This window comes from Anaerococcus sp. AGMB09787 (genome assembly GCF_022808955.1).
Lineage (GTDB): Bacteria > Bacillota > Clostridia > Tissierellales > Peptoniphilaceae > Anaerococcus.
Window position 1 is genome coordinate 109,775 of record NZ_JAKZEY010000023.1, and the last position, 26,982, is coordinate 136,756.

The 26,982-nt window shown below is 33.7% G+C and carries 23 protein-coding genes; 18 read left to right on the top strand and 5 right to left on the bottom strand.

Features of this window, described 5'->3' with window-relative positions:
- The first annotated feature begins 2 nt into the window (after positions 1-2).
- The 5 genes from MUN42_RS06240 (at position 3) to MUN42_RS06260 (ending at position 5,223) form a co-directional block, all read left to right on the top strand.
- Positions 3-1,181, top strand: a complete 1,179-nt coding sequence (locus tag MUN42_RS06240; protein ID WP_243343705.1) for a hypothetical protein — start codon at positions 3-5, stop codon at positions 1,179-1,181.
- A complete protein-coding gene (locus MUN42_RS06245; RefSeq protein WP_347708764.1) occupies positions 1,177-2,271 on the top strand; it encodes a hypothetical protein in 1,095 nt (364 codons plus the stop codon). The genes MUN42_RS06240 and MUN42_RS06245 overlap by 5 nt, the downstream gene beginning before the upstream one ends.
- A gap of 17 nt (positions 2,272-2,288) precedes the next feature.
- Entirely contained in the window at positions 2,289-3,215 is a 927-nt protein-coding gene (gene arcC, locus MUN42_RS06250; protein WP_243343708.1) for a carbamate kinase, read from the top strand.
- A gap of 184 nt (positions 3,216-3,399) precedes the next feature.
- Positions 3,400-4,530, top strand: a complete 1,131-nt coding sequence (locus tag MUN42_RS06255; RefSeq protein ID WP_243343709.1) for an ABC transporter permease — start codon at positions 3,400-3,402, stop codon at positions 4,528-4,530.
- Positions 4,531-4,539: 9 nt separating this feature from the next.
- The gene (locus MUN42_RS06260) at positions 4,540-5,223 is read left to right on the top strand and encodes an ABC transporter ATP-binding protein (protein ID WP_243343710.1); all 684 of its coding nucleotides are present in this window, start codon (positions 4,540-4,542) and stop codon (positions 5,221-5,223) included.
- A 52-nt stretch (positions 5,224-5,275) separates the two neighbouring features.
- Here the strand turns inward: MUN42_RS06260 and MUN42_RS06265 are convergent, their stop codons facing one another.
- Both MUN42_RS06265 and MUN42_RS06270 read right to left on the bottom strand, forming a co-directional pair.
- Positions 5,276-6,661: an aminopeptidase gene (locus tag MUN42_RS06265; protein WP_243343711.1), complete on the bottom strand. Its 1,386-nt coding sequence runs from the start codon at positions 6,659-6,661 to the stop codon at positions 5,276-5,278.
- A 120-nt stretch (positions 6,662-6,781) separates the two neighbouring features.
- The gene (locus MUN42_RS06270) at positions 6,782-7,579 is read right to left on the bottom strand and encodes a hypothetical protein (protein WP_243343712.1); all 798 of its coding nucleotides are present in this window, start codon (positions 7,577-7,579) and stop codon (positions 6,782-6,784) included.
- A 172-nt stretch (positions 7,580-7,751) separates the two neighbouring features.
- Here MUN42_RS06270 and MUN42_RS06275 point away from each other — a divergent pair, with 172 nt between their 5' ends.
- The 3 genes from MUN42_RS06275 to MUN42_RS06285 are packed head-to-tail and all read left to right on the top strand — an operon-like array spanning position 7,752 to position 11,014.
- Positions 7,752-8,876, top strand: a complete 1,125-nt coding sequence (locus tag MUN42_RS06275; RefSeq protein ID WP_243343713.1) for an aldo/keto reductase — start codon at positions 7,752-7,754, stop codon at positions 8,874-8,876.
- A gap of 9 nt (positions 8,877-8,885) precedes the next feature.
- Positions 8,886-9,839, top strand: a complete 954-nt coding sequence (locus tag MUN42_RS06280; protein WP_243343714.1) for a D-2-hydroxyacid dehydrogenase — start codon at positions 8,886-8,888, stop codon at positions 9,837-9,839.
- A 2-nt stretch (positions 9,840-9,841) separates the two neighbouring features.
- Entirely contained in the window at positions 9,842-11,014 is a 1,173-nt protein-coding gene (locus tag MUN42_RS06285) for an iron-containing alcohol dehydrogenase (protein ID WP_243343715.1), read from the top strand.
- 57 nt (positions 11,015-11,071) lie between these two features.
- Here the strand turns inward: MUN42_RS06285 and MUN42_RS06290 are convergent, their stop codons facing one another.
- On the bottom strand, positions 11,072-12,064 hold the full coding sequence (locus MUN42_RS06290) for a peptidoglycan bridge formation glycyltransferase FemA/FemB family protein (protein WP_243343717.1): 993 nt from the start codon (positions 12,062-12,064) through the stop codon (positions 11,072-11,074).
- A gap of 282 nt (positions 12,065-12,346) precedes the next feature.
- On the opposite strand from MUN42_RS06290, the gene MUN42_RS06295 reads away from it, so the two are divergent.
- The 8 genes from MUN42_RS06295 (at position 12,347) to MUN42_RS06330 (ending at position 19,818) form a co-directional block, all read left to right on the top strand.
- On the top strand, positions 12,347-13,306 hold the full coding sequence (locus MUN42_RS06295; RefSeq protein ID WP_243343718.1) for a substrate-binding domain-containing protein: 960 nt from the start codon (positions 12,347-12,349) through the stop codon (positions 13,304-13,306).
- Positions 13,306-14,166 carry a phosphate ABC transporter permease subunit PstC gene (pstC, locus tag MUN42_RS06300; RefSeq protein WP_243343721.1) on the top strand — a complete coding sequence of 287 codons (861 nt, stop codon included), beginning with the start codon at positions 13,306-13,308 and terminating at the stop codon, positions 14,164-14,166. Before MUN42_RS06295 ends, pstC begins: the two co-directional genes overlap by 1 nt.
- Positions 14,167-14,175: 9 nt before the next feature.
- Positions 14,176-14,979: a phosphate ABC transporter permease PstA gene (gene pstA / locus MUN42_RS06305; protein WP_243343722.1), complete on the top strand. Its 804-nt coding sequence runs from the start codon at positions 14,176-14,178 to the stop codon at positions 14,977-14,979.
- A gap of 2 nt (positions 14,980-14,981) precedes the next feature.
- A complete protein-coding gene (gene pstB, locus MUN42_RS06310; protein WP_243343724.1) occupies positions 14,982-15,740 on the top strand; it encodes a phosphate ABC transporter ATP-binding protein PstB in 759 nt (252 codons plus the stop codon).
- Positions 15,740-16,351, top strand: coding sequence for a PhoU domain-containing protein (locus MUN42_RS06315; RefSeq protein WP_243343726.1), 612 nt, complete (start codon positions 15,740-15,742; stop codon positions 16,349-16,351). Before pstB ends, MUN42_RS06315 begins: the two co-directional genes overlap by 1 nt.
- Entirely contained in the window at positions 16,351-17,016 is a 666-nt protein-coding gene (locus MUN42_RS06320; protein WP_243343727.1) for a response regulator transcription factor, read from the top strand. Before MUN42_RS06315 ends, MUN42_RS06320 begins: the two co-directional genes overlap by 1 nt.
- 118 nt (positions 17,017-17,134) lie before the next feature.
- Positions 17,135-18,688, top strand: coding sequence for an ATP-binding protein (locus tag MUN42_RS06325; protein WP_243343728.1), 1,554 nt, complete (start codon positions 17,135-17,137; stop codon positions 18,686-18,688).
- 167 nt (positions 18,689-18,855) lie between these two features.
- On the top strand, positions 18,856-19,818 hold the full coding sequence (locus tag MUN42_RS06330) for a 3-hydroxyacyl-CoA dehydrogenase (RefSeq protein WP_243343729.1): 963 nt from the start codon (positions 18,856-18,858) through the stop codon (positions 19,816-19,818).
- A 95-nt stretch (positions 19,819-19,913) separates the two neighbouring features.
- On the opposite strand, the gene MUN42_RS06335 is transcribed toward MUN42_RS06330, so the two are convergent.
- Positions 19,914-20,189, bottom strand: a complete 276-nt coding sequence (locus tag MUN42_RS06335) for a DUF4368 domain-containing protein (RefSeq protein WP_243343730.1) — start codon at positions 20,187-20,189, stop codon at positions 19,914-19,916.
- 420 nt (positions 20,190-20,609) lie between these two features.
- On the opposite strand from MUN42_RS06335, the gene MUN42_RS06340 reads away from it, so the two are divergent.
- Both MUN42_RS06340 and MUN42_RS06345 read left to right on the top strand, forming a co-directional pair.
- Positions 20,610-20,813 carry a helix-turn-helix transcriptional regulator gene (locus MUN42_RS06340; protein ID WP_075659016.1) on the top strand — a complete coding sequence of 68 codons (204 nt, stop codon included), beginning with the start codon at positions 20,610-20,612 and terminating at the stop codon, positions 20,811-20,813.
- Positions 20,814-20,815: 2 nt separating this feature from the next.
- Complete coding sequence (locus MUN42_RS06345) at positions 20,816-24,553, top strand: N-6 DNA methylase (protein ID WP_243343731.1); 3,738 nt, start codon at positions 20,816-20,818, stop codon at positions 24,551-24,553.
- Between the two features lie 826 nt (positions 24,554-25,379).
- On the opposite strand, the gene MUN42_RS06355 is transcribed toward MUN42_RS06345, so the two are convergent.
- Positions 25,380-26,924, bottom strand: coding sequence for an FAD-dependent protein (locus MUN42_RS06355; RefSeq protein ID WP_243343733.1), 1,545 nt, complete (start codon positions 26,922-26,924; stop codon positions 25,380-25,382).
- Positions 26,925-26,982: the final 58 nt, after the last annotated feature.

Here is a 26,982-nt window from a genome sequence, read left to right on the forward strand (position 1 = left end):
AAATGGAATTTAAGTTACCAGTTTTAGAAATGCCAGACTTTTCTGATGAAAAGTATAATGGGGCCAAGGACATTAAGACTAGTGAAGCCCTCCAAGATGGGGTAGCACCAGATGGATTTTTTCTTACAAGACACATGCCAACATTTTATAGGTTTGATGGAGAATGGCTCTTACCTGACCATAATAGCCTAAACTGTGTAGGCGTTCTTGAAGATAAAAAGATTATTATAAAAGAAATAAGACAAATCAAAAAGGGAGACAAGGTAGTCCTTGGAAAGGAAGGAAGCCTTGATGAAGGAATCTTTGTCCATGAAGAAGGCTTTGCTAATGATATATATTCAAGACCAGGCAAGGCTGTAGAGACTTCTTTTTCTAGAGACTATGATTATCTCTTCGACTTACTTACTCATGAAAGAGATAGCGAAGATGGCTATATAGTTTGGGTACTAGGACCATCAGTTGTCTTTGACTATGATACAAGAAGGGCCCTCAACCAACTAGCTGAAAATGGCTATATAAATTGCCTATTGGGTGGAAATGCTATGGCAACCCACGATTTAGAAGGTGGCTTCTTAAATACTGCCCTCGGTCAAAACATTTATACCCAAGAAAATGTCCCTATGGGCCACTACAACCACCTAGACCTCTTAAATGAAGTAAGAACTTCTGGTTCAATTAAAAACTTCATAGCAGAAGGCAATGTAAAAGATGGTATCATAAAAACTTTATCAGATATGGATGTTCCGTTTGTCCTATCTGGATCAATTAGAGACGATGGTCCATTGCCTGAAGTTATAGGAGATACTGAAAAAGCTCTTAGCGAAACAAAGAAAGAGCTTGATAAAGCTACAGTTATTATTTGTATAGCAACCATGCTTCATTCCCTATCAGTTGCCAATATGGCATCATCATATAGAGTAAGGAAGGATGGCTCAGTAAGTCCAGTTTACCTATACTCTATAGATGTAACAGAAAATGTAGTCCACAAGGTGGGAGCTGCGAGAGAGCAACTTGCCTTTGTTCCAATGGTTACTAATGTCCAAGACTTTGTTGTAAACTGCGAGAAGGCTTTGATTACACCTGCCAACAAGGTTTTAGCAGAGGAGATGGAAATACCTGAAGAAGAATATGTAGAAGTTTACCAAAAGGAAAGTAAAAGTGAAGGAGAAATAGATGATTAAATTAGAAATACCACAATATCACCATCCTGATTTTGACAAAGACTTCTTAAAAAATGCACCAAATGTTACCCTAGAAGAAGTTAAAGAAGATGGTCTAAGCCCTAGAAACTACCATGCCTTATCTGTTTATCCTGAATATTTTAAGATAAATGGCAAGTGGGTTTTGGCTGCTGAATCCAGAATGGATACTGTTTGCGTAGCCAACGATACTCCAGGAGAAGAAAGCGTAAATATAGTAGAATTTAGAAACCTAAAAAAAGGCGATAAGGTAGTTATCGGTCGTACAGAAGATGCTAGCGAAGGAATATATGTATGGACTCAAGGATTTTTGCAAGGAGATGACCACAAGGATACCTTTGCTTTTAGGTCGGGAAGATCAAGAGAGACTGCCTTTTCTATGGATTACGACAACCTCTACCAAGTATTGGAACACGAAAAAAATAATGGTGGCTATGTAACTCTTGTAGTAGGAGCTGCCCTTTCACTAGATAGGGACTCAAGAAATGCCCTCGAAAGACTTGTAAGAAATGGCTATGTAAATGCAATCTTCTGTGGAACAGAGACAGCTGCCTTCGACCTAGAAAGAGGAATTTTTGGTACATCTTGGGGTCAAGACCACTTTGAAAGAGAGCAAAACACCACAAGAAACCTATTTGAGACAATAAATCTTGCCAGAAAGTACGGATCAACAAAGGCCCTTGTAGATGAAGGCTTAGTTAAAGATGGCTTTGTCAAGGCTTGTATAGAAATGGACGTTCCTCTAGTTATCTGTGGAACTATCCGTGATAGACTTGGCCTTCCAGAAACTATCAATAATGTCTACGAGGCACAAAATGAGATGAGAAAGCACGCTAGAAAGACATCAACTATGATAATGATGTCTGCTATCCTTTATACTATAGCAACTGGTAATATGACCCCATCCTACAATGTCTTTGATGGCTTGGTTAGACCAGTATATATGTACACAGTAGACATTCAAGAGTTTGCAGTTAACAAACTATCAGATAGGGGAACAGTAACAGCAGTTTCAATGGTAACCAACGTTCAAGACTTTATAAGAAATGTTGATAGGGCATTGAACAATTAATAGATAAGAGGACTAATATGAGTAAAATTGTAATAGCCTTAGGAGGAAATGCCCTAGGAAATACTCCAACAGAGCAAAAGAAGGCTGTAGAAGTGACAGCAAAATCTATAGTAGACTTGGCAGAGGAAAATGAGCTTATAATATCCCATGGCAATGGTCCCCAAGTTGGTATGATCAATCTTGCCATGGATATGTATTTACAAGCTAGAGATGATATGGATGGGATGCCCTTTGCAGAATGTGGAGCCATGAGCCAAGGATATATAGGCTACCATCTACAAAATGCTATCGAAAATGAACTTAGCAAAAGAAACTTAGACAAGATGGTAATTTCTATAATAAGTGAAGTTTTGGTAGACAAGGACGATAAGGCCTTTGAAAATCCAAGTAAGCCCATAGGATCTTTTTATTCCTTGGAAGAATCCCAACAGATAGCCCAAAAATATGGTTTTACCTTCAAGGAAGATGCTGGTAGGGGCTACAGGAGAGTAGTTCCTAGCCCAAGGCCAGTAGATATCCTTCAAAAAAGAGCGATAAAAGACCTATATAATGCAGGTGCCTTAGTAATAGCTGGTGGAGGAGGAGGTATACCTGTAGTTAAGGAAGAAGGCAAACTAAGAGGAGTAGATGCTGTAATAGATAAGGACTTTACAGCAGCAAAACTTGCAAGTCTAGTAGGGGCTGACCTCTTGATAATCCTAACAGCAGTAGATAAGGTAGCTATTCATTTTGGCCAAGAAAACGAAGAATGGATCAGCAAAATGAGTGTAGCAGAAGCAGAAAAATACCTAGCTGATGGAGAATTTAAAGAAGGATCAATGAAGCCTAAAATCGAAGCAGCTCTCAGTTTTGTTAATGCAAAAGATGGCAATAAGGTGCTAATAACATCCCTAGATAAGGCCATAGATGGCTTAAAGGGACTAACTGGAACCTATATAGGATAATTACAAGGAGCTTAGTCAATGATGGAAATATCTGTCGCTAAGCTCTTTTTATTTGTTTTATAGTTATTATAAGAATCATTTAATTATAAGATATATTATCCTATTAGTTTACAAATAATATATTTTGGTATAAAATGTAACAATGGAAAATAAGCGATTTTCAAATAAAACAAAAGGAGTGTAAATGTATTTAGCACTAAAAGAAATGAAAAAGGAGAAGGGGAGGTTTGTTCTTATTATAGGAATAGTTATCCTGATAAGCTACCTTGTATTCTTCTTAACAGGACTCGCCTATGGACTTGCTAAGGATAATATACTTGCAGTTGAGCTATGGAAGGCAGATAAAATTGTCCTAAAGGAAGGCTCTAACAAAAATATCTCATCATCAATGATGGAAAAAGAAGCTATTGATGACTTTAAGGATTATGAGATATCACCAGTTAACTTATCCAGATCTTCTGCCTATATTAATGGAGATCAAAGCGAAAGTAAGACTGTAGATATAGTATTGATGGGACTAAACCAAGATAGCAAGGCCTATCCAGAAGTAATAGAGGGAGAAAAGCCTGCCAACAAGGACGAAGTTTTGGCACCTGTATCTTTTAAGGAAGAAGAGGGCTTGAGCCTGGGAGATGAGCTAGAGCTTAGTATGAATGAGAGGGTATTTAAGGTTGTAGGTTTCACTGAAGATTCAAAATATAACGTGTCACCTGTAATTTATACAGACCTTTATGAGGCATCCCCTGCCTTTTTATCCTACAAGGAGCAAGTAGACGAGGCTAAGGAAAATATGGAAGCTGATGGAGCTAGCGGTGCAACAGTTAGCATACCTGAGAGAATTGCTGGAATCTTGGTCCATGGAGATAGCGACCTTTCATCAGACGAAAACTATGATGTAATTCATATAGGTGATTTTATCAAAAAAGTCCCAGGATTTTTGGCACAAGTATTGACCTTTGGACTAATGATTATATTTTTGATTATGATTTCTACTATAGTTCTAGGTGTCTTTATGTATATTATAACCATGCAAAAGAAGCAAACTTTTGGCATTATGAAGGTTCAAGGTATTTCTAATTTCTATATTTCAAAGTCAGTAATAATGCAAACTTTTATAGTTAGCTTGACTGGTGTAGTTATTGGATTGCTACTTACTATAGGATCAGAATATGTCTTGCCTGCCAGTGTTCCATTTAGGTCATCCTATGTGTTCTATGGAATAATTTCGGTACTGATAATTTTTATATCTATGCTAGGGGCTATATTCTCAGTAAGGTCAGTATCCAAGGTAGATCCTTTGGAAGTATTAGATTAGGAGGTTCTTGTGAGTGAAATAATTAGATTTGAAAATGTAAAAAAAGAATTTAAGGACGGGGAAGAAACCATCCAAGCTATTAAAGAAACATCCTTTTCTATAGAGGCTGGACAATTGGTTGCCATAGTTGGTCCATCAGGATCTGGTAAATCAACCCTCCTTACTATGATGGGAGGACTCCAAAGTCCAAGCTCTGGCACAATTTATTTTAATGGCAAAAACCTAAGCGAGATGGATCAAAAATCCAAAAACAAACTTAGGTTTAAGGAAATTGGATTTATCCTACAAGCCTCAAACTTGGTGCCATTCCTAACTATATCTGAGCAATTTGAGCTAGTAGATAAGTTTAATGGGACAAAGTATGACGAGAAAAAGGCAGAAGAAATTATGGAAGAATTTGATATCCTAAAGAGAAAGAACCAATACCCAGGTGATTTGTCAGGAGGAGAGAGGCAAAGGGCAGCCATAGCCAGGGCCTTATATCCAGATCCCTTCCTTATCTTGGCAGATGAACCAACAGCAAGCCTCGATACCAAAAGAGCGATAGATGTAGTAGAAACCTTAGAAGAGATAACCAAAAACTCTAATAGGACAACTGTTATGGTTACCCATGACACTAGACTTCTCAAGTATTGCGATAGGGTATTCAAGATTACTGATGGAGAAATGAGTGAAGAAAAAATAGATAAGTAAATTAAAAACGGCAGCGGGATTTTCCTTGACTGCCGTTTCTCTTTGATTAAAATTAGTTATTAGTGAATTTATTTAAGAAAGCTTCATAAGCCTTGTAGGTCATGTAGGCATCAGCCTTGGATAGGAGTTCTACTGGTGCGTGCATTGATAGCATAGCTGTTCCCATATCTACAACTTCTGCTCCATATTCAGCAAGGATGTAGGCGATTGTTCCTCCACCACCTTGGTCCACCTTTCCTAATTCTCCTGTTTGCCAGATAATATCATTGCTATTGAAGAGGTCTCTAATTCTTGCTATATATTCTGGGTTTGCATCGTTAGATCCCCCCTTACCTCTTGATCCTGTGTACTTGCTCATTGTTACGCCATGACCTACGAGGGCTGAGTTTAGTTCATCGTAGGCATACTTGTGGTCAGGGTCAAAGGCTGCAGTTACGTCTGCTGATAGGACATGACTTCTTGCCATAGCACGTCTTACTTTTATGTCTGAGTAATCGTCCATGCTTGCAAGGATTTCTGCTAAAAAGTTTTCGAAAAACTTAGCAGACATAGAAGTATTACCTACTGATCCTATTTCTTCCTTGTCAACAAAGAGTCCAACAGCTGTTAGTTGTGGATTATCTGTATTAAGGATAGCTTCTAGGTTAGCATAGGAGCATACCCTGTCGTCTTGACCGTGAGCTGCTATCATTGCCCTATCAAATCCTACGTCTCTAGCCTTGGCAGCTGGAACTACTTCGAATTCTCCTATAGCAAAGTCGTCTTCATCAAGGTTATAGTTTTCCTTTAGGTAGTTAAGAACGCTAACTTTGATTAGGTTATCATCTTCTTCTATTCCGTATGAAGAATGTCCCAAAACAATATTTAGGCTTTCTGCTGGGATTGCTTCTCCTATTTTCTTCTCATTTTGAGTTTGACCTAGGTGTGGGAGGATGTCGTTGATGTAAAATACTGGATCATCGTCCTTTTCCCCTATAGCTACCTTAACTTCCTTGCCTTCCTTGTCTATAAAATATCCATGAAGGGCAAGTTCTATTGTTGGCCATTGGAATTTCTTAATTCCACCATAGTAGTGGGTTTTAGCAAAGGCCATTTCTGCATCTTGGTATACTGGGCTAGGTTTTAGGTCGAGTCTAGGTGCATCCAAGTGGCTGCCTACTATGTTCATACCTTCTTCTAGGTCATCACCGACTACCATTAGAACAACTGATTTGTTTTTGTTGTTATAGTAGATCTTGTCGTTTTTGTTAATTCCCTTATTTAGGGCTTCTTCTAGAGATATAAAGTTTTTTTCCTTAGCTTGTCTTATAATTTCTGTTACAGCTTCACGTTCTGTCTTAGCTGCATCTAAGAATGCCTTATATCTTTCTCCGTATTCAAATATTTCATCATTTGTATTTTGATCAATTCTTTGCCAAATTGACTTCTTATTTTCCATATAATCACCTCTTTATTATTATATAGCATCTGTATTTATATGCCACTTTAATCTAATAGTATAAATCTTGTAAACTGCCAACTAAAAAGTGGTGGATGACCACCACTTAGATTATTTTACCTATTCACCATTTACTATTCTTCTAGTCTTTAAAACTTGGAAGTGTCCTATAAGGGCTAAGACGAAAAATACTATGGCAGCAAGCATTACTAGGGTATCTGAATATATGAAATCAGATCCTGGTCTTTGCTTGATTGCGATACCGATTAAGGCCCATAGGGCAGGAAGGGTGACATAGGCGTTACCAGTTTTCTTAAAGGCAAAAAGTTCTAGCCCACAAGCAAGGGCTATCATTATTATAGTAACCACTATACCAAGGAAACCTACTCCATTAAAACCAGATTTAACAAGGAGGGTCATCACATTAGTAAAGCTTGCAAAGATTAGCCAACCAGTATGGAGGCCAGCAGGTATGCTCAAAAATACCTTGTACCTATTATAAAACTCCATATCCTTACCTATGGTATTTACTAGATAAACTAGACTTAGAGCGTATAGGATAATGGCAACCAGGGCGATAGCGATCATATCGTTGTTCCAAGTCAAGGTCCATATTATATTAAATAATTCCCAGGCAATAAAGCATGGCATTATCTTGTTATAATATATTTCCTTATCATTTACGCTTAACTCTTTAATAAAAGGAAGGACAAAGGATATTATCATTCCAATGTAGATAACTCCCCATATAGAAAATGTGATTGGAGCTGGAGCTAAGAGGTTTGGATACATGTCTGATATTTCTTGTTGAGTGTATGGCAAAATAATACCCAGTGAGGACATGTAATTTAGAACTATAGTAGCCACAAAAAGAATCAGACTTACTAGATAAAAATTGTTTTTAAATTTTTCTTTCATAATTTTCCTTTCTAAATAAATTATTTTATATTTAATAGATACCCAAAAATAAAATAATTCTCTCCTTAAATTTGAAATTTATCAGCAAGTATATATAAATCTATGAAAACCATTACAAATTATTAAAAAAGTATATAATAATTTATGAGATAATTTTAATAAAGGAGTTATGATGAAATATTTTGATTTAAATGGCAAGAAAGTTTCTCGACTAGGGTTTGGTTGCATGAGATTACCAGTACTTGATAAGGATAATTCAAAAATCGATAAGGAGAAGGCATCAGAGTTAATACTTGCTGCAATAGATAAGGGGCTTAATTACATAGATACTGCCTACAACTATCATGGCAAAATGAGTGAAAAGTTTGTGGGAGAATTTTTGGAAGAACATAATTTAAGAGATAAGGTCAATCTAACCACCAAGAACCCTGTTTGGCTAGCAGAAAGCAAGGAAGACTTCTATAAGTTGTTGGAAGAGCAACTTGCTAACCTTAGGACTGACCACCTAGATTTTTACCTCCTTCATTCCCTTAGCAAGGACAGTTTCCATAAAGCAGTTGATCTAGGTGTTCTAGACTTTGCAGAAGATATTAAGAAGAGAGGTCTCGTAAAAAATATAGGCTTCTCCTTCCATGATGAGTATGAAGTTTTTGAAGAGATTATCAAGGTCTACCCATGGGATTTCTGTCAAATTCAACTAAATTACCTGGATATAGACTACCAAGCTGGAATCAAGGGCTATGAACTTGCAAAGAGGATGGGTATTCCTATGGTAATTATGGAGCCACTTAAGGGAGGAAGATTATCAAATCCTCCAGAAGAAATTGCTTCAATGGTTGATTCTTTCGAAGGCTATTCTCCTTCACAAATGGCTATCAAATTCCCCCTAAGCCTTGATAATGTAATGACTGTCCTAAGTGGAATGAATGAGATGGGTCAAGTCGAAGAAAATACTGATATGGCAGATAAAGTTGAAGCCAATAAATTAAGCCAAGAAGAGAAGGACTTTTATAAGAAGGCCCGTGACATATATAAAAGCAAGGAACAAATAGCCTGCACTGCTTGTGAATATTGTATGCCATGTACCGTAGATATTAACATTCCAAGGGTCTTTGCCCTATGGAACAATGGCTTCTTGTATGATGAAGAAGAAAAAAGCAAAGAAGCTTATAAAACATATTTAGAAAAAGGAGTCGACCCACAAAGTTGTATTGAGTGTGGTAAGTGTGAGGGAATTTGCCCACAAAGTCTCGAAATAATAGAGGGCCTCAAAGAAGCTGATCAATATCTAAGATAGGAGATAAATTTGATAGGGATATTAACAAACGATTCGTTTTTAAAAATTAAGGATGTAGAGGAATACTTTACAGAAAATGTAGACGAGGAATGGAAGATATACAAGATCTTCGATGAGATCTATGATGATAGGGATAAGATAGATATAATCCTATCTTCTGGAAGATTGGATGGAGAAAAAATTAAAAACTTTAAGAATTTAAAACGGGTCTTTTCTTATACTACTGGTGTTGATAAGTACCCTTTGGATTCCTTGAATGAAATGGGAGTAGTCCTTACTAATACCAAGGGAGTCCAAGCCAAAAGTATATCAGAACAAGTCCTCGGAGTAATGATATCTTTCTCAAGAAATCTTTTTAAGGCTTACCAAAACAAAGCAGAAAGAAAGTATGAAAAGTACCCTATGTATGAACTTTATAACAAAAGACTCCTTATTATAGGTATGGGAAGCATTGGTAGGGAACTAGCTCGTAGGGCCAAGGCCTTTGATATGCGAATAGCTGGTGTTAGAAATCATGTCGATGGAAAAGATCAAGAAAATTTTGATGAGGTCTATCCTACTAGTGAATTAAAAAATCACTTATCAGGTTTTGACTATATAGTTTCTATCTTACCATCAACTGAGAGTACAAGGGACTTATACAATTATGATTTGTTTAAGGCAATGGATAAGAATACTATATTTATGAATGTTGGTCGTGGGGATGCTGTGATTGAAGATGATTTGATTAGGTCCCTAAAAGATGGAGAAATAAGGGGAGCCTACCTGGATGTCTTCCAAAATGAGCCACTTAGTCCAAGTTCTGACCTATGGGACCTTGATAATCTAGTAATAACTCCCCATATAGCAGGGCCAACTCCCTTTTATTTTGAGAGGGCTATGGTCTTATTTCAAAGGAATTTAGAAGAATTTAGAAAGAATAAAGAATTATCAAACACTATATCATATGAGGAGAGGTATTAACTATGAGAGATTTTATTTTTGATATATCAACTAGGATATTTTTTGGTAGCAAGCAACTTGATAAAATAGGACCAGAAATTAAAAAATATGGAAACAGGGTCCTTGTAGTATATGGGATGGGATCTATTAAGAAAAATGGACTATATGATAAGGTAACAAGGGAACTAGACGAACATAATATAAAATATTTTGACCTAGGTGGAGTAGTACCTAACCCGAGGATATCCAAGGTAGTCGAAGGAATAGATCTTGTTAGAAGAGAAAATATTGACTTTATCCTCGCAATAGGTGGGGGCTCAGTTATAGATACAGCCAAGCTTATAGCAGTAAGTTCATTAAGTGATGTAGATCCATGGAATATAGTCCTAGGCAAGGAAAAAATACAAAAGGCCCTTCCTCTTGGATCAGTCCTTACCCTATCAGCTACTGGATCAGAGATGGATACTGATTCTGTCATCACCAATGAAGCAACATCACAAAAGCTAGGCTGGGCAAGTGAATTTGCTAGACCTAAATTTGCCTTTATGGATCCAGAAACTACTTATAGTGTAAACGCCTACCACACAGCAGCCGGAACTGCAGATATTATGAGCCACACTATGGAAGATTATTTTTCTTTAAATGATGGGGCCTTTTTTCAAAATAGAGAAGCTGAAGGAATCCTAAAGACCTGCCTTCACTACGGACCTATAGCTATAAAAGATCCTACAAACTATGAGGCTAGGGCAAATCTCATGTGGGCAGGGTCTTGGGCTATCAACGGACTCTTATCCAAGGGCAAATCTCACGCCTGGTCAGTCCACCCTATGGAACATGAACTATCTGCTAAGAAAGATATCACCCATGGTATAGGTCTTGCAATCCTTACTCCTCCTTGGCTAAGGTATTGCTTAAGGGATGAGACAGCTGGGAAAATTGCTGAATTTGCTTACAATGTCTTTGGTATAGAAAAATCTGAATCTATAGTGGATGATGCCAATAGGGGGATAGATGCACTGAAAGAATTTTTCCATCAATTAGGTATCAATGAAAGACTAAGGGATTTTGGTTTTAATGATAAAGACCTAATTGAGATGGCTAATAAATGTATTGAAAATACTAACAAAAAATTTATAAGGGGCTTCGTTGACCTCTATGAAGAGGATATATTAGAAATTTATAGGATGGCTTTATAGAAAATTTTATATAAAAAAAGGCTTTAGTAAATATAAAAACTTGCTAAAGCCTTTCTTTTAATTTTCTTTTAAAAATTCTTTATATTTTTCCCTATCGTAGACCACATCAAGCTCACCTATAAAGGCTGTGTATTTATTTGGATAGCAGAAGTGTTCCTTAAACTTATATAGACCATCCTTATCATCTAAACTAAAGGTTCCACCAAAGTCAAAGTACCTATATCCATTTGCCATGGTCCACTTTATTTCTTCCCACACCATATTGTAATTTGGCATCTTGGACCTCATATCATTAGAAGAAGCTGCATAGAGGTAATAGACCTTGTCATTGTAAGGGATTAACAAGGAAGCTGCAAGTGCCTTATCCTTATAGTAGGCGGTAAATATTTGAGCGTCAAAGTTGTCTATAATTCCTTTAAAATATTCCTTTGGCCTATAATTTATGCCTTGTCTTTGAGCCATTATCTTAGTTAGTTGGTAAAAGTTATCAAGAGTTTCATTATTCGTTTCTCTTTTTGTAATTATTTCCGACCTAACGGATTTTCTTATATTATATCTTCCTTTGCTAGAAAAAGATTTAAGTAGGCTATCTTCATCAAAGCCCTTTGTATCAAGGATCATATTATATCTTGGTTGAGTGAAGCTATGGATATCAGCCTCCACAGATCTAAAGTCGTAGCCTAACTTCTTATATTCATAGATAGGTTTTTCTTCAAAGGGAAATTCTGGATCCATCCTTAGCAAAAAAGCATCATACTTTTCCTTAAGAGGGGTTGCCTCTTTGATTAGTTGGTCAACTAACTTATAATTTCTAAAATCGCAAACTGGTCCTCTTGGAGCATAGAGAAAGTGCTTGCCATTAATATTTTTTATTCCAATAATAGACATAGCTCCAATAATTTGCTTATTTTCTTCAACATAGACTAAATCACTTGTCCAATTATTTTTTACTCTTGACCAGGCAGGGTCTTGCATAGGCTTGGCATAGGGACTGGACTTAATAAAATCCATATATCTTTTTTCTTCTTCAGCTGTATTTACAATAGGCATAATATCCTCTCCTTCTTATATTTAGTTAATATTGTTTGACTAAAGGGTTCATAGTGAGTGGTATTTACCCACTAGTAAAATTATTCTTTAACTACTATACCGTTATATAAAATAAATATAGAGTAAATTCAATATTAAAGTTAATAATATATTACATGGTAGTTTAGGGGTGATATTTGAAAATTTCTTTCGATTTTACATACACTTTACAATTATTTAAAGTTAATCTAATAAGTTAGCTTTAAGATTTAATTATAAAAGAAAAAAGGAAGGTTATATAATATGAAATTAAAAACAAAACTTTTTAGTACTGTAATTGCTATGTCTATGGTGCTTACTGCATGTGGACAAAATAATGAACAACCAGCTGACGATGCTGCTGAAACAGCACCAGCAACAGAAGAAGCTGCTACAGAAGAAACAAGTGAAGAAAACACAGACGCTGCTAAAGACAGTGAATCATCAATGGGAGCTATATCATTAGTATCAAGAGAAGATGGTTCAGGTACTAGAGGAGCTTTCACAGAATTAGTTGGACTAGTTGAAAAAACTGATGATGGAGAAGAAGACCTAACAAGTACAGAAGCTAATGTTCAAAACACAACAAACGGAGTAATGACAATAGTTGCTCAAGATAAGGGAGCTATCGGATACATTTCACTAGGTTCTCTAAATGATACTGTTAAAGCTGTTAAGGTTGACGGAGTTGAAGCTACAGAAGCAACAGTAGAAAGTGGAGAATATTCATTATTTAGACCATTCAACCTAGCTTACAAAGAAGATGCTATAACAGATCTTGGAAAAGACTTCTTAAAATTCATCGCTTCTCCTGATGGACAAGCTATAGTTTCAGAAAATGGATATGTAAAGATTAAAGAAGGCGAAGCTTATGAAGCAAGCGGAATGAGTGGAGATCTTAAAATTGCTGGATCTACATCAGTATCTCCTCTAATGGAAAAACTTATCGAAGCTTACAAAGGACTTAATCCAGATGTAAACATCGAAATGCAATCTATCGGTTCAACTGAAGGAATCAACACAACACTTGATGGTGCTAGTGAAATAGCTATGGCTTCAAGAGAACTAAAAGATGAAGAAAAAGAACAACTTACACCAGTAGTTATTGCTAACGATGGTATCGCAGTAATTGTTAACAAAGAAAATCCAATCGAAGAATTAACATCTGAACAAATTCAAAAAATGTTCAAAGGCGAAATCGCTGACTGGAGTGAATTAAATTAATGGAAAAAGACATAAAGGGCAGAATATTTGAAATAATATTTCTTATAGCTACACTTTTGTCAATAAGTTTTATAGCTCTAATCTGTATATTTATTTTCAAAGCTGGTATAAGCTTTGTTAGTAAATACGGATTATGGGAGTTTATTAGTGGAAGTAAGTGGAAACCAACAGCAGTCCCTCCAAGCTATGGTATCTTACCAATGATTGTAGGATCTATCGTAGTTACATTATTATCGCTAGTGTTTTCCGTTCCTTTTGCATTGGCCATATCTGTATTTATGGCCTTTTATGCTAAGAAGACCTATAAACCACTTTCAAGCTTAATAAAACTTATGGCTGCTGTACCATCAGTAGTATATGGTTTCTTTGCCTTAATGGTAATAGTACCTATCATAGCATCTATTACTAATAGGGGAGGAATGAATATACTAACTGCAGCAATCTTGTTAGCTATAATGATTACTCCAACTATAGTAGAAATTTCTGAAACTGCCTTAAGAAATGTACCACAATTCTACTATAATGGATCAATTGCACTTGGTGCAACTAAAGAAGAAACAATATTTAAGATTATGATTCCAGCTGCTAAGAATGCAATTTTCTCTTCTATAATCTTAGCTATGGGTAGATCAATTGGTGAAACAATGGCTGTATACCTAGTAATAGGTAACCAACCAAGGATGCCTGGTTCCATATTCGAGGGAGTTAGAACCATGACAACTAATATAGTTCTAGAGATGGGATATGCATCTGGTGACCACAGACAAGCTCTTATTGCGACAGGTATGGTGCTTTTCGTATTTATTTTGATCATAAACTTAATATTCAACATAGTAAGAATAAGAAATGAAAAACAATAAGGGAATGAAATGAAAAAAACTTTTAAACCTTTAATTATGCTCCTAACTGCGCTTGGACTCTTATCCTTTGCTGTAATAGTAATCTATATACTAGTAATGGGTATTCCAAGTATAGATAGTTCAATATTTGCATGGGAATATAACAGTGAAAACCACTCTCTTATGGCACCTATGATTACTACCCTGGTTACTATAGTGTTAACCTTGTTAATAGCCCTACCACTTGGAATTTTTACTGCTATATATACTAGCTCTTATGCCAGAAGTAAACTTATAGTTAACCTAGTAAGTTTTACTAGTGAAATACTTGCAGCTATTCCATCAATTGTTTACGGCTTATTTGGTTATTTGGCTTTCGTAATATTTTTAAAGATGGAATTTTCTATAGTATCTGGTTGCTTGACCTTGATGATAATGGTTCTACCAACCATTATTAGAACTAGTCAAGAGGCTATAGCTACAGTAAATACCCTACAAAGAGATGCATCTTTGGCCCTTGGAGCTACAAAATTAACAACAATTTTTAGAATTATTCTACCAGAAGCTCTTCCAGGAATCCTAGCTGGTGTATTCTTATCAGTAGGTAGAATAGTAGGTGAAACAGCAGCATTAGTTTACACAATGGGAACTTATGTATCTATGCCTTCAAACATCATGAAGTCTTCAAGAACATTGGCAGTTCACATGTTCCAATTATCTTCAGAAGGTCTTTATGTAGACAAGGCTTATGCAACTGCAGTAGTCCTATTGATCTTTGTAATAATAGTCAATGCTGTATCAAATAAGCTTGCAAACAAACTTATTAAGGAGTAATAATGACTAAACCAATTATAACAGTAAGAGATCTACACCTTTTCTATGACGATTTTGAAGCATTAAAGGGTATAGATATGGATATCAATGAAAATGAAGTTACAGCCTTCATTGGACCTTCTGGCTGTGGAAAGTCTACTACAATAATGTGCTTCAATAGGATGAATGACCTTATTGAAGGTTGTAGGATTGAAGGAGAAATTAAGATAGGTGGAAAAAACATCTATGATCCATCTATAGACGTTACAAGACTTAGAACTGAAGTAGGAATGGTCTTCCAAAATCCTAACCCATTTTCTAAATCAATTTATGATAATATTGCCTATGGACCTAGAAACCATGGCATCAAAGACAAGTCAACTCTTGATGAAATTGTAGAAACAAGCCTTAGGGATGCTTCTATATGGGATGAAGTAAAGGATAAGCTAAACCAAAATGCTCAAAGCCTATCAGGTGGACAACAACAAAGAATTTGTATAGCAAGATCCTTGTCAGTAAAGCCTAAAATCCTATTGATGGACGAATCTACAAGTGCTCTTGATCCAATTTCAACAGGTAAGATTGAAGAACTGGTTGATAAACTTAAACAAGAATATACAATTGTTATGGTAACCCATAATATGCAACAAGCTGCCAGAATCTCTGACAGAGTAGCCTTCTTCTTAACAGGTGAAGTTGTTGAGATGGATGAAACAGAAGTTATATTTAACAGGCCTAAGCACAAAAAGACCGAAGAGTACATTACAGGAAGGTTTGGTTGATGAGAGAAAGATTTGATAATAAGTTAAATGATGTTGAGGAAAGCTTTGTTAGTTTAGCTGATCTCTACCTACTTAACTTTGAAAAATTTATATTATATAAAGATAGTCCAGAAGTACTAGATGAAGTCATTCAAAATGAAGCTAAGATTAATTCAAGGATAGATATAGTAAAGGATATGTGCTATACCATGATGCTAAGAGAAGCGCCTGTAGCTAGTGATTTAAGATTTATTCAAACATCTATGTCACTAACCAGCTCTTTTAGACGTATCTATTCTCACTTGGTAGAAGCAGCTATAATCTTGAAGGAAATTGAATCTAATGAATCTTTACTAGCTATAACCGAAGAAATGCTTAAGATTTTAAATGAAATGCTTACTAACTTTAGGAATGCCCTTGTAGAAAGAAACGAAGAATTGGCATATAATACTATTAAAATGGATGATCAAGTAGATGAATTATTCGAAAAATCAATCGATTTTGCAATAGGTAAAGAAAGGGAGAAGGTTATTAGTACCAACGAACTTGCCAATTTAATTCTTTATTTTAAGTATTTTGAAAGAATAGGGGATAGGTTAGCTAAAATTAACTCACTAATAACTAATTTATAATGATATACGTTATTGAAGACGATGATTCGATTAGAAATTTAATACTCTATGCACTCAGAGAAAAGGGCTACGAAGCAAAGGGATTTGCTGATGGTTCCAACATAATTAACCTTATGAAAGAAGAATTACCAAGATTAGTTTTACTTGATATAATGCTTCCTGGAAAAGACGGCATCGAAATCTTAAAAGAGATCAGAAATGATAACTCTTTTAAGGATATCGCCGTAATTATGCTAACAGCCAAAAGCGAAGAATTTGATAAGGTATTAGGTCTTGATTCTGGTGCTGATGATTATGTAGTGAAGCCTTTTTCTGTACTTGAACTTTTGAGTAGGATTAAGGCTGTTTTAAGAAGATACGGAGAAGACAGGTCCAAAAAAATGGATTATAAGGAAATATCCTTAGATAAGAAAAAGAGAAGTGTAAGTATTTCTGGCAAGGCTATTGATCTAACTTACAAGGAATTTGAAATGCTACTTTACCTTATGGAAAACCCCAATGTAGTTATCACTAGGGAAGATTTTCTAATTAAGATATGGGGCTATGATTATGAAGGCGAAACTAGAACGGTTGATGTGCATATAGCAAGTCTTAGAAATAAGCTTGATGTGGCTAGTAAGTACATTAAAACTGTGAGAAATTTAGGATATAAATTTGAAGAATAAGTTAACTTATAAATTAAAAAAATCTATTCTCTTTCTCTTAATGGTAGTTTTGCTTATTACTTCGATTTTTCTAGGACTATTGGAATCTAAAAGTTCTATTGATCAAAAACTCACTTATATGGATACGTCCCTGAATTATCTTTTAGAAAAAGAGGACTCATCCAATTTTTATGATGATTTAGATGATTTTTCTAAAGTCAATTCAAATCTAAGAATTACCTACATAGGTAGAGATGGAAGGGTTCTCTATGATTCAAGCGAAGACTATAGAAAGATGGATAACCATGCCAATAGGACAGAATTTATGGAAGCTATGGCCAAGGGTAAGTCTTCCAATATTAGAAATTCTGACACTATTGGGTCAAGATTATACTATATTTCTCAGAAAGGAAATAATATCTTGAGGATATCTTCGGAAATTTCGATCTTTAAGAACTTAATTATTTATCATGTTCTGACAGTATTTTTAATCGGTGTAATTGTTATAATAGTTCTACACATATTTACAGGTATTTTTGTTGATAGAATTATTAATCCAATTAAAAACATAAGCGACAATCCCTATGACATAAGTGATGAATTTATCGATGGTTCATATGACGAGATTCAACCTTATCTAATAGAGATCAAACGTATTACAGAAGAGCTGGAAAATGAAAATATGAAATTAAAAAATTGGAATCAAAAAATTTCAGAAATTACTGAAAATATTAAGGAAGGTATGCTACTCATTGATGAAGACTTCAACATTAATCTTATAAATCCATCAATCCTTAAAATATTTGGCAAAAATAAGGCAATACGTTCTTTAAATGACCTTACTAATGATAAAGCGTTAATTATTAAAATTAAAGAAGCCCTAATTCTAGATGAAGAAGTAAATTTTGACATAAATATCAATAATACAGACTTTAGAGTTTATATAGACCCTATTTATAATAATGATAAGAAGAATCTCTTTATAATCTTTGTTGATAATACTGAAAACAAAAGGGGAGAAGAGCTAAGGCGTGAGTTTACGGCCAATGTGAGCCATGAACTAAAGTCTCCACTAACATCTATCAACGGTTATGCAGAATTAATATCTTCAGGTCTGGCTAACGAAAAAGATATTAAAGAATTTGCTAAAATAATTAACAAAGAAGGCTTGAGGTTACTAGATACTATTGACGACCTCCTTAAACTATCTAAGTTAGATGAAGGAAGTGAGTCAATAGAATTTACAGAAATTAACCTAGAAGAAGTATTTAGATCTATATCTAATAAATTTTTGCCAAAAATTATCGAGAGAAACCTCCTGGTAACTTTTGATATAGATGACATAAGAATATGTACCAACGAATCACTATTTATTGACCTTTGTACCAATATATTTGAAAATGCAATCAAATATAATAAAGATAATGGTAAAATAAAAGTTATAGCAAAAAGAAATGAAGATGGCAGAGCCTACATTTCTATAAAAGATACGGGTATAGGTATAAAGGAAGAAAATATTGATAGGATTTTTGAAAGATTTTATATAGTCGATAAGGCAAGAACCTCATCACTTAAATCAACAGGGCTTGGCTTATCAATAGTTAAGCATATAGCACAAAATCTGGGCTACACCATTGATGTTAAGAGTGTGTACAAAGAAGGAACAGAATTTATAATAAGGATAAATGAGTAAATAGTTCGGGCTATTTACTTTTTTTATAAAAAATGTTTATAATTTTAAATTTTGGTTATAATATAAATAGATGGCAAGATAAAATCAATATCTTGACCTTGAAATTAATACAATGATAAAAATTGCTAAAGTGAATGTAAAAGTTAAAAATTAAAGGAGATTTAATAATGGAATTTAAAAAAGTAGTATTATTAGGTGGAGGAGTTTTAGGATCTCAAATAGCACTAATGAGTGCTTATACTGGCCATGATACAACTATTTGGCTACGTAGTGAAGATTCTATAGGAAGAACTGAGCCAAAACTTGAACGTTTTAGAAAACTTATAATTGAGGACCTTGAAAAATCTAAAGATTTAGTTGAAAATGAATTCGGAAAATACTTCTATCCAAAGGGACTTATTGATTCATGGGATGATATAAGTGTAGAAAAGATTGATGAACTAATCGAAGAAAGAAAACCAAGATTGGAAGAAAATGTTCATTTGGAACTGGACCTTGATAAAGCTTTAGCTGATGCTGATATCATAATCGAAGCAATGTCAGAAAATCCTGAAGCTAAAAAAGATATTTACGAAAAAATTAATGATAAGATTGATGAAAAAACAATTTTAACTACAAATACTTCTACACTACTACCATCACAATTTGCTGAATATACAGGTAGACCAGAAAAATACTTGGCTCTACATTTCTCAAATAACATTTGGAAACACAACACAGCAGAAATCATGGGACATGAAGGAACAAGCGAAGAAGCATATAATGCAGTAGTTGAATTTGCTGAAGATATCAACATGGTTCCTGTAGAACTAAAGAAAGAACAACCTAGATATATTCTAAATTCATTAGTAGTTCCTTTATTAGATGCTGCTAAAGAATTATGGGCTAAGGGGGTTGCAGATCCTAAAACTATAGATACAACATGGAAGATAGGTACTGGTACACCTTTTGGACCATTTGAAGGAATCGACTTAATAGGACTAGAAACAGACTATAATATCCTTAAAAATAAAGACGATGTAGATGATCCAGATTCTCTAAACCACAAGATAGCAGAACTACTCAAAGAAAAAATTGATAAGGGAGAAACTGGTGTAAACGCTGGTAAGGGATTCTACGACTACGAATAAATTCATAAAGTAAAGGGACCTTTAGGGGCTCTTAATTAGGGATTTATTTCCTTAAAATTTAATCGGCATGAAGGTATTAACCTTTGTGCCGATTTTTATATGTCAATTTTCCCTATGAAATTCCAATAAATCCAAATGGTTGGTTTCTTTAAATTTGTGCCTGGAACTTTTTCTGATTGTTCTACATAAATCTTGTCTACAAATGTTCTTATTATTTCTGGATCAAGTTCTTTAATATCGGTGTACTTCCTCACAAGCTTTAAGAATGATTCCACATTAAGTTCTTCCTCCTGTGATTTTGTAATAGTTTTTTCAAGTTCAACTATTCTTTTTTGAAGTGAAATTTCTTCTTCATCATAAGCTTTAGCCATTTTCTCAAATCGTTGATCAGATATCTTACCTTCCAAGTTATCTTCATATAGGTTTTATTTTTCCTCCCACATCACAGGCGAAGAAAAACATAGTTTTTTTAACCCATCTTAAAAATTTCTTCCCCTAATAGACTCAAGACTTTTTCAAGGGATGTGAGTAATTATTCCTTCATCCATTTGTATAAGTAAGATTTGAAATGAATTTTCCGGTTATAAAAAAATATTTCTCCCTTCACTAGCCCTAGGACAAAAAAGGTAGTTTTGATTAGTTTTTTAGCAATTTTAATTCTATCAATTAAAAAAAGACGTAAATAAATCCGTCTTAAGAAATATGTAAAGATTAAGCTGTAAAATGTGGTATAATATTTTCATTGAATATTTCATTTATTCGTGAATTACATATTGTTATAAGGAGTACACATGGCTATAACATACCGAAAATTATTCCATTTATTGATAGACAAAAATATGAGTGTTTCAGATTTACAAAAGAAAGCTGGGTATAGTGCTAATATATCAACCAGATTAAAAAATGATAATTACGTTTCTCTGGAAACAATAGAGAAAATATGTAGAGCTTTGAATTGCAAAATTGAGGATATTATAGAAATCAAGGAGGATTAGGAGTGATAACAAAATCAAATTTAAAAGACGTTCTAAAATTAATCGGATATGAAGAACATAAAAATCAAGAAAAATATTTAACAAAAAAATACCCAGAATTTGATTGCTCCATCTCTGTTGATTTTGAAAATGAAAAAATAAACTATCCTGAAGACAAAGGTCTAATGGTATATAAGAGAACTACATGTAATTTTTCTGACCCTGAAAATTTTGTTGTATTAGAATGCGTGACAAGATTAATGGATAAAGGCTATCAACCAGAGCATATAGAAATTGAAAAGACATGGGCTTTAGGACATGATCAAAAAAGTGGTAGAGCAGATATTTTAGTAAAAGAAAGTAGCGGAAAAACTCTTTTTATAATTGAATGTAAAACTTATGGCAAAGAATATGATAAAGCACTAAAAGACACTCTAAACGATGGAGCACAATTATTTTCTTATTGGCAACAAGAAAAATACTGTAAATGGCTTGTTCTATATGCATCCACACTTGATAGAAATGAAGTTAACTATAAAACATGTGCAATTAACTGTAGTGATGATAAAAACTTAATAGAACTCGCAAAGAAGGATTCGTCAATTCTTCTTTATAAAAGTGCCTATACAGTTCCTGATTTATATACTGTTTGGAAAGAAACTTATGAAAAAAGATTATTGGGCGACATTATATTTAGAGATGATTCTATAGCTTACCAAGTTGGAGTTAAACCATTAAGAAAACAAGATCTTATTGATTTTTCAGGAAAAGATAAGGTGGTAAATAGATTTGAAGAGATATTAAGACATAATAACGTATCTGATAAAGAAAATGCCTTCAATAGGCTAGTAGCACTTTTTATATGTAAGCTAGTTGATGAAATACAAAAAACTGATACAGATATTGTCGATTTTCAATACAAAGTTGGAACAGATACTTATGAAAGTTTACAAGATAGACTCCAACGTCTACACAAAGAAGGTATGGAAAAATTTATGAAAGAAGATATTTTTTACATACCTGAAGACTATGCAAAAAGAACCATAGAACAATACACAGGCAATAATAGAACTGAATTAATTAAGGAGCTTGATAATACTCTGCGTATCTTAAAGTTCTACACTAATAATGACTTTGCCTTTAAAGATGTCCATAATGAAGAATTATTCCTTCAAAATGGTAAAATTCTAGTAGAAGTTGTAAAACTATTTGAAAACTATAGGATTATTGGATCAAAGAATCTACAAATGTTAGGAGACCTTTTTGAACAGCTTTTAAATAAGGGCTTTAAGCAAAATGAAGGACAATTTTTTACACCGGTACCTATTACTCATTTTATTTGGGATAGTCTTCCTTTAGAAAGAATAATAAGACAGAATGAAAAAGTAAACTTTCCAAAAATAATTGATTATGCTTGTGGTGCTGGACATTTTTTGACAGAAGGTTTTGAAGCTATCAATGATATTTTTATTTTTCTTGATCCAGACATGAATATTGATTTCTCATGGGCTAGAGATAATATATATGGCATAGAAAAAGATTATAGACTGGCTAGAGTATCAAAAATATCTCTATTCATGCATGGAGCTGGAGAAGGAAATATTGTCTTTGGTGACGGACTGGAAAACTATAAGGAAAAAGAGATTATTCCTGAAAGTTTTGATATTCTAGTAGCAAATCCACCTTATTCTGTTTCTGCTTTCAAGCCACATTTAAATCTTAAAAATAATGATTTTAAAGTTTTGGATAAAGTTTCAAACACTGGATCTGAAATTGAAACTCTTTTTGTAGAAAGAATTTCACAACTTCTAAAGCCTAAGGCTGTTGCTGCTGTCATTCTTCCTTCTTCTATACTAAATAAAGAAAACGAAAGCTTTATTGCAGCACGTGAGTCAATTATTGAAAACTTTAAAATTAGAGCCGTAGTAGCCTTATCTAGCAAAACTTTTGGAGCAACTGGAACAAATACAGTAATTTTATTTTTGGAAAAGTTTGATGAACCGCCTAAAAAAATCGATTTGGTAAAAGATAGCGTGAACTCTATTATAGCAGGAAAAGCTCTTAAAGATTGGGAAGATGAAATCATATTTAAAGAGTATCTAAAAACAATAGGTGTGGAAATAGAAGATTATAAAAAATTCATAAATAAAAGCTTAAACTATTACGAATATAAAAATAAATACTTTAAAAATTATACGTCAGGCTTTTTAGGCTTAAGCTCTGTTAAAACTAAGAAAAAACAAAAGACTTTCACAAAATTAGAAAAAGATGAGCAGGATATCATCTTAAATAAAATGTTCTATGACTATACTTTTGAAATTGAAAGAGAAAAAATCAAATATTTTGCCCTAACTTATAAGGAAAGAACTCTTATAATAAATGCACCAAATGACAACAAAGGACAAGAAGATTTTTTAGGCTATAAGTGGTCTAATAGAAAGGGACAAGAAGGAATACAGATAACAAATCCTGGTGGGAAGCTGTATAAAAATGAAGATAGGCGAGACGAAAACAACCTTGCATCTTTGATTAGAAAGTCATTCTATGGAGAAGAATACTCTATTGATAACTTAGAGGAATACTATTATTATCTAAATACTAAGGATATGCTTGATTTTAGGAGTGTAGAGTTTAATAAGGGAATAAAAACTAGAAAGGTTAAAATTTTAAAAGATGATCCAAATTTAACAACCTATTACCTATCTGATAAAAAAATATTTGATTTATCAATAGGAGATAGAATTTTAAATGACGAACTTGAAGATGATGGTAAAATACCTGTTTACAGTGCCAATGTTTTTGAAGAATTTGGTAGAATTAACAAGAAGAATATTACTGATTTTTCAAAACCATCGATTTTATGGGGTATTGATGGCGACTGGATGGTCAATTCTATTTCAGCAAATAAAGAATTTTATCCCACAGACCATTGTGGAGTTTTGAGACTAAAAACGGATAAAATTTTAATTGATTATTTAGTCTATGCCTTACAAGTTGAGGGAGAATATGAAAGATTTTCAAGAAACTATAGAGCATCAATACAAAAAGTTAGACAGTTAATTATCCAAGTTCCACCTATTGAAGAACAAGAAAAAATCATCGAAGAAATTAAAAAAGTAGATTTAGTAATAGAAGAACAAAAATCTACAATTGAAAAATATGATGAAGACATCAAATCAAAATTTGTCGAGATGTTTGAAGGGAAGAAATTTGAATTTAAAAAACTATCTGAACTATTCACTTTCCAATTAGGTAAAACTCCATCCAGATACAATAATGAATACTGGACTAAAAATGGTTATAAATGGATTTCAGTTGCTGATATGGGGAAATATAACAGATTTACAAAAGATACTACTGAATTTATAACTGATATAGCAATTGCTGATACAGGAATCAAATTTGTACCAGCTAACACTGTTATTATGAGTTTTAAATTAACCATAGGAAGAACAGCTATAACATCAGAAAATATATTTACAAATGAAGCTATAATTGCTTTTTTGAACAAAGGTAAAAAGTATGTTCACAATGAATATTTACGATTATGGTTATCTTCACATGATTGGTCTACAGGAGAAATGAATGCTGTTAAAGGAGTCACTCTTAATCAATCATCCATTGGAAATACAGCATTACCTGTTCCGCCTAAAGAACTACAAGACGAATTTGCATCCTATGTAGAAGAAATCGACAAATTGAAATTTGAAAATATTAAATGCTTAATTGCTTATTTTCTCAAAAGTTTTAACTCAATATAAGCTTTGTTTATTTCCTGGCTCAATGTTTCGGCTTCACAAAAAATCTTGAATTCTTCATCTGTTAGTTTGCCGTATGATACTTCCCAAAATTCATCATGAAGTCTATCGGCACATTTTTTTGCTGTTACAGCTATATCTAAAAAGTTAATGGCTGATCCAACTTTTCGTTTTTTGCTTTTTTAACTGAGTATTCTGCGTATCTTTTTCAAGCATTAACTTCTGTTTCTAATCTTTCCAAAATTTCTTGTTTCATACATAATTCTCCTTTTTGATATACATATATTCCGGTACTATGAAAGATAAGTCAAGACAATGAAAATCTATTATTATACAATTACTCAAATTAAAAAGGCTAAGAACAACTCTGCTCTTAACCTTTTCTATTGCCACCTAAAGATTCTCTAAATCAGTTTTTCTAAAATCCCTAATTCAATGAGCCTTTAGGGTCCTTTTTTGTGGGTGATTTTATAGCCCGGGGTAAAAATTTAATAATAAAGTGGTCAAATTATTAGTAAGCTTTATGAAATTTATAGAAGTTTTTAGATAATAGGTAAATAACTTAATAATTAATAGGTAAGATTTTATGAGATTACTAAGCATTATATTAACAATAACTGGAATAGTATTTACAATATTTGGCTATCTAATTTATTTTAAAAAAAATTACACCTTAATAAACGGATTTGAATCTGACCTAGTAAAGGGGAGAAAGGATATTTCTTATGGAAAAAAAGTAGGCTTGGTCGAATTGATATTGGGAGTTATTATGATCTTAATTGGAACGTTACTATTTATTTATCTATGAGGAGGGGGATAATCTATCCCCTTATTTTTCTCCTTCTAAAATTTCTATGGCACATTTGACCCCATCAAGGCTTGATGACATGATGCCACCAGCATAGCCAGCACCTTCCCCTATTGGTCTGAGGTTTTTAAATTTAGTTTTATACTTATCTCTTACAAGTCTAACAGGGGAGGATGTTCTGATTTCGACACCAGTTAGTATAGCATCAGAACTCGCAAAGCCCCTCAATTTTTTATCAAATATTTTTAATGCTTCTTTAATAGCGTAGTTTATTCTTTCTGGATAAACTTCATTTAGATTTGAAAGGGTGTAACCAGTTTGAATTGTTGGACTTATTTGGCCGATTTTTTCAGTTTTTCTATTTAGAAAATAGTCTTCAAGTCTTTGGACAGGGGCCTTGTTATTTGAACCAGCCAATTGATAAGCCTTTTTTTCAATTTGCCTTTGGAAGTTTAAGCCAGCAAATTTACCTTCCCCGTAGGTTTCGCTTCCAATTGAGCAGACTATAGCGCTATTGGCATTGGTATTTGCCCTATCGTTATAGCTCATGCCATTTACACATAAAGAATTTTCTTCGCTTGACCCATTTACTACATAGCCACCTGGACACATACAGAAGGTATAAACTGAAGTCCCATTATCTTTATTGGTGTAGTTTAGTTGGTAAGAAGCCTGAGGGAGTCTATCATCCACTAGGTTATATTGGCTAAAATTAATATTCTTTTGTAAATGCTCAATCCTAAAGCCCACTGCAAAGGGCTTGGCTTTTATGTCTATATACTTATCAAGCATGACAAAGGTATCCCTCGAAGAATTACCCAAGGCCAGGATGTATTCATCGCTAATATATTCTCCCTTATCAGTTACTAGGGATTTTATTTGATTATTTTTTATATCTAAATCAATAAATTTTTCTTCAAAATGAAATCTTCCACCTAAGTCTTCGATTTTTTTCCTTATATTTACTATGACCTTTCTTAGGACATCTGTTCCTATATGGGGTAGGTGGTCATAGAGGATATCTTCATTGGCACCATTTTCAACCAAGATTTTGAAAATTTCATTGATTCTTTTATCCTTGGACCTTGTAGTAAGTTTTCCATCAGAAAATGTTCCTGCTCCACCTTCACCAAATTGGATATTTGACCTTACATTCAATGGTGCTCCTCCAATAAAGGCATCTACAGTCTTTACCCTTTTTTCCATTTGCTCACCTTGTTCAATTATATCGACCTTGACGCCAGCCTTGGCAAGGGATAGGGCTGCAAAAATCCCAGCAGGACCTGCACCAACTATAGTTACACTTTTGACCTTGTTTTTATTAACAAATTCTAGTTTTTCCTCTTTATAATCTGAAATATTTGTCCTTAGTTTTTTTCTTACTTTGGTAGAGACTTTGGTATCGAGGATTACTTGGTAGATATAACTTACACCACGCCTAGCATCTATTGACCTTTTAAAAATTCTATATGAATCTATTTTTTTATTTATAATTTTTTCTATTTCTTTTTTAAGATCTTCCTCACTATGGTCATAAGGAAGTTTTATATTTCTAAGAAGTATCATCTTGCCTCCAATCCTATATATTTTACCTTAAATATATAATTCTTAAATTTAAATACCC